Annotated in this window: 4 protein-coding genes; 3 read left to right on the top strand and 1 reads right to left on the bottom strand. The window is 73.9% G+C overall.

Going from position 1 to position 4,329, the window contains the following annotated elements; translation table 11 throughout:
- Nucleotides 1-257, top strand: a 257-nt coding sequence (locus N869_RS17920; RefSeq protein ID WP_035062363.1) for a hypothetical protein, incomplete at its 5' end; no start/stop codon positions are given.
- On the top strand, nt 254-658 hold the full coding sequence (locus N869_RS13205; protein ID WP_035062361.1) for a GntR family transcriptional regulator: 405 nt from the start codon (nt 254-256) through the stop codon (nt 656-658). The genes N869_RS17920 and N869_RS13205, both read left to right, overlap by 4 nt.
- 33 nt (nt 659-691) lie before the next feature.
- Here N869_RS13205 and N869_RS13200 read toward each other — a convergent pair whose 3' ends face one another.
- Nucleotides 692-3,532, bottom strand: coding sequence for an efflux RND transporter permease subunit (locus tag N869_RS13200; protein ID WP_035062359.1), 2,841 nt, complete (start codon nt 3,530-3,532; stop codon nt 692-694).
- 60 nt (nt 3,533-3,592) lie between these two features.
- Here N869_RS13200 and N869_RS13195 point away from each other — a divergent pair, with 60 nt between their 5' ends.
- Nucleotides 3,593-4,264, top strand: a complete 672-nt coding sequence (locus N869_RS13195; protein ID WP_035062357.1) for a TetR/AcrR family transcriptional regulator — start codon at nt 3,593-3,595, stop codon at nt 4,262-4,264.
- Nucleotides 4,265-4,329: the final 65 nt, after the last annotated feature.

Here is a 4,329-nt window from a genome sequence, read left to right as displayed (position 1 = left end):
CGGCGCTCAGCGACCGCGCCCAGCTGGTCGACGCCCGCATCCGGGCCTTCGCCGGCACGTCCGTCGCGTACCTGGAGCTCGCGGCCGCCGTCCTCGGGGCGGGGTGGACGGTGTCCGCCACCCCCTGGGTGGGCACCGTCCCCCAGGTCCTGCAGGTCGTGGTCGTCGTCGGTGGGCTCGTCCTGACCGTCGTGCTCCTGCGCCGCGCCGCGCCGCGCCCACCGCGCCGCTGGTCACCGGAGGCCACCCCGGCATGATCGTCCACGTCGAACCTGACTCCCCGGTGCCGGTGTTCGAACAGCTCCGCACCCAGATCACCCGGCTCATCACCTCCGGTGCCCTGCCCCCCGGCACCACCCTGCCGCCCATCCGACACCTGGCCACCGACCTCGGCCTGGCCCGGGGCACGGTCAACAAGGTCTACGACGCGCTGGCCCGCGACGGCCTGGTGCGCACCGCAGGCAGGCGCGGCACCGTCGTCCTGGGTTCCAGGGCCCCCGTCACACCCTCACCGGGGGCCCTCGACGGGGTCGCCGACGCCCTGGCCCTGGCCGCCCGCCAGCTCGGTCTGGCCGACGACGACGCCCACCGGGCGCTCGCGGCCGCGCTCGACCGGCTCGGCCCGGGACCTGCGGCTCAGGGCCCGACGTCGACCTGACCGACAGGTGCCACGACCGTGGTCGTCACCCGGTCAACGACCTGCCTGCCGGCGGCGGTGGTGCCTCTCCCACACCACCAGGCAGCTCGTCTGCACCAGGAGCGTGGCGACCAGGGCGGTGACCATCGTCACCGCGGTGATCACCCCGAACTGCCGCAACGGCAGCAGCCCCGAGAACACCAGCACCCCGAACGCCAGCGCCGTCGTCACCGCCGAGCCGGCGAGCGCGGCCCCGGTGTGCACCACGGTCTCCCTGGCGGCCGTCTCGGCGTCCTCGGTGCGTTCGCGCTCCTCACGGAACCGGTTGGACAGGTGGATGCCGTAGTCGACCCCGAACCCGACGGCGATCGACGCGACCGTGGCGGTCAACGCGTTGAACGGCAGGCCCATCACCCACATGAAGCCCAGGACCAGGGGGACGGCGAACAGGGTCGGCACCATGGTGATGACACCCAGCAGCGGGCGTCGTTGGGTGACCAGGTAGAACAGGACCAGCAGGGCGAGCGCGGCGCCGAGGCTGAACAGGATCTTCTCCACCTGGGCGTCGACCAGCAGGTCCAACGTCTCCTGGATGACGAGCTGCTCGCTGACGACCACCACGTCCTCGGCGACCTCCTGGACGGGCCCCAGGGCCTGCAGCAGCTCCTCCCGCAACGGCTGGGCGCCCTCCTCGCCGGCCTCGGTGGAGATCAGCACCAGGCCGCTGGTGCGGTCCTCGGCCAGGACGGTGCCCAGCTCGTCGCCGGCGACGGTCGCGATCGCGTCGTAGAGGGCGTCCAGGTCGGCGTCGTCGGCGAGGTCGCCGTCCACCCAGCCCAGGGCCTGCACGTCGTCGGTGGCGGCCAGCAGGTCCCGGGTGTCCGCGGGCAGGTCGTCCAGGGGGTACCCGATGTCCTCCAGGGTCTGCAGGTCCACGTCCCGGGGGTCCAGGGCGGCGAGAGCCTCGGCGGTGTCCGTGCCGATCGCGTCGAGCTGCTCGGCGCGGGCCTGCTCGGCGGCCTGCTCGGCCACCAGGTCGGCCAGCTCCTCAGGCCCCAGGAGCTGCAGCAGGGCGTCCTGCAGCTCGGTGCCGGGGGGCAGACGGTCACGCAGCTCGTCCTCGTCGATCTGCCCCACCGGGCCGTCGGGGGCCCCCGGGTCGGTGCCCAGGCCGGCGTCGACGTCGGGCAGGTCCTCGGCCTCCAGCTCCTCCGGCAGGGGCAGGGCCTGGTCGGGGGGCGTCTGGCCGACCGCGACCCGGGCCTGCTCCACCAGCTGGGTGCGCAGCAGGTCCGCCGAGTCGACGATCTCGGCGACCAGGGAGACGGGGGACGTCGCGTCGGCGGTGCCGTCGGCGGTGCGCACGTCCTGCACGTCGGCCAGGTCGGTGCGGAGGTCCGCGAGGGCCTGACCCAGGGTGACGTCGGTCATGTCACCCTCGACCAGGACGAACGTCTGCTCGGCGACGTTGCCGCCGAACACGTCCTCCATGCGGTCCAGGATGTCCGCGGCGCGGGTGTCCTCGGGGACGAAGTCCTCCTGGCTGAACTCGGTGTCCACGTCCGTGGCGGCGAGGGTGCCCACCACCGCCACGGCCGTCGCGGTCCCGATGACCGTCCACGGGAAGCGGATCGCGACGTCGGCGACCCGTCCCACGGCCCGTCCCAGGCGGCTGTCGCCCCCGCCCCCCGGGACCGGGTCGGGGTCACGGTCACCGCGCCGGTCCAGGAGCTGGCGCGCCGCGGGGATCAGCAGCCCCATGACGACGAACGCCGCGAACATGCCGGCCGCGGTGAAGACCCCGAAGTCCGCGATCGGCGGCAGGGGGCTCTGCACGTTCGACAGGAACCCGACCATCGTGGTGATCGTGACCAGCAGCAGCGCCACACCCACGGTCCGGATCGCCCGCCCCGACGCCGGGGCCGGTGCCTGCCCGCCGGCGCGTTCCTCCCGGTACCGGGAGACCAGGTGCACCGAGTAGTCCACCGCCAGGCCCACGAGCATGACGGGCACGGCGATCGCGATCTGGCTGAACGGCCCCGTCCACCCCAGGAACCCCGGGCCCAGCAGCACCGACAGGCCCGTGAACCACACCAGGACGACCGCCAGGCCCACCAGGGTCAGGGCCACGTCGGCGAACCGGCGGAACAGTGCGACCAGCACCCCCACGATCAGCAGGGTGGACACCGCCAGCAGGATGGGCAGCTCGTCGGTCATCTGGTCCTCGAGCTCCTGGTCCAGGAGCTCCATGCTGAACGGGTCCGCCGTGAACCACCCGAGGTCCTCGGCATCGAGCGCGTCCCGCAACGTGGTGCCGGCCTCGGTCCGTTCGCCGGGGTCCAGGCCGGGGTCCAGCTGGACGTTCACCAGACCGGCGCGCGCCTGACCGCGGTCCACGTCGAGGTCGGCCGAGAGCAGCGCCTGGACCTGCTCACCTGCCTGGTCCATGGTGGCCTGCACCAGGGCGGTGACGAACGGCTCGGTCAGGTCCCCGGGCGCCAGGTCCAGGCCCTCGACCTGCTCCAGCAGGACGTCCGCGAATGAGACGACCGCGGGCGCGGCGGCGTCGTCGGCCGCGAGCCACGGCTCCAGCTCGGCCTCCACCACGTCGGTGACCTGCTGCGCGGCGGTCAGGCCCTCCGGGGACAGCACGTCCCCACCCAGCCCGCCGTCGACGATCACCTGCAGCGCACCGGACCCGGCACCGAACCGGTCCTGGACCTCCTGGGACACCGCCGCCAGGCCCGTGTCACCACCGAACTCGGCGATGTCGGTCTCCATCTCGACCTGGGTCGACACCGCCCCCAGGGCGATGGTCACCGCCAGCAGCACGACCAGCACCCAGCCCGGCCGCCGCTCCACCCCGCGGCCCGCCGCGTCGATCAGGCGCTGCACGCGATGGGTGTCCTCTCTCCCGGTGGCACCGCTTTTGTCACCGTGTACAAACTAGGTCGCATGTCCCGGACCCGCGACGCGATCCTCGACGCGGCCCTGGCCGTGGCGGCCGAGCACGGGCTGGACGCGACCCGCATGGAGGACGTGGCGACCGCCGCCGGGGTCACCCGACAGCTCGTCTACTACCACTTCCGGTCCCGTGAGCAGCTCCTCGGCGAGCTGCACGCACGGGCCCTGCGCGCCCTGGGCGACCGGTTGCGGGCCGGGGTCGACGCCGGACGCCCCGTCGAGGACCTGCCGGCGGTGATGCTCCAGGCGATGAGCGAGAACCAGACACTGTGCCGGTTGCTCGTGACCGAGATGTGGGGTCTGCTCGCCGGCCCCGGGGCCGCGGCCACCGCCGCCGAGCACGTCGACGCCGACGTCATCGGCCCCCTCGCCCACTGGATCTGCCAGGCGACCGGCGCCGAACCGGGACCGGGGACGACCGTCCTGGCACGGGCCCTGTTCGGTCAGGTCACCGCCGTGGCCCTGGACCCCGTGGTGCGCGGCGACGACCTGGACCCCCACGTCCTGGAACCGACACTGCGCCGGCTCACCCGCGCCGCCCTCACCACGGTGCCCCGCACCACGGAGTCCCGCACCGCCACGTCCCGCACCGCCACGTCCCGCACCGCCGAGTCCCGCACTGCCACGTCCCGCACCGCCACGTCCCCCGTGCTGGCGCCGTGACCCCGGGTCGACGGCCGTGAACGAGGACCGGGCCCGCACCGAGGCCCCCGGTGTGCCGGTCGGTG

The organism is Cellulomonas bogoriensis 69B4 = DSM 16987 (assembly GCF_000767165.1).
In the GTDB taxonomy this organism is placed as follows: Bacteria; Actinomycetota; Actinomycetes; order Actinomycetales; family Cellulomonadaceae; genus Actinotalea; species Actinotalea bogoriensis.
This window is presented reverse-complemented; position numbering and strand designations above follow the sequence as displayed.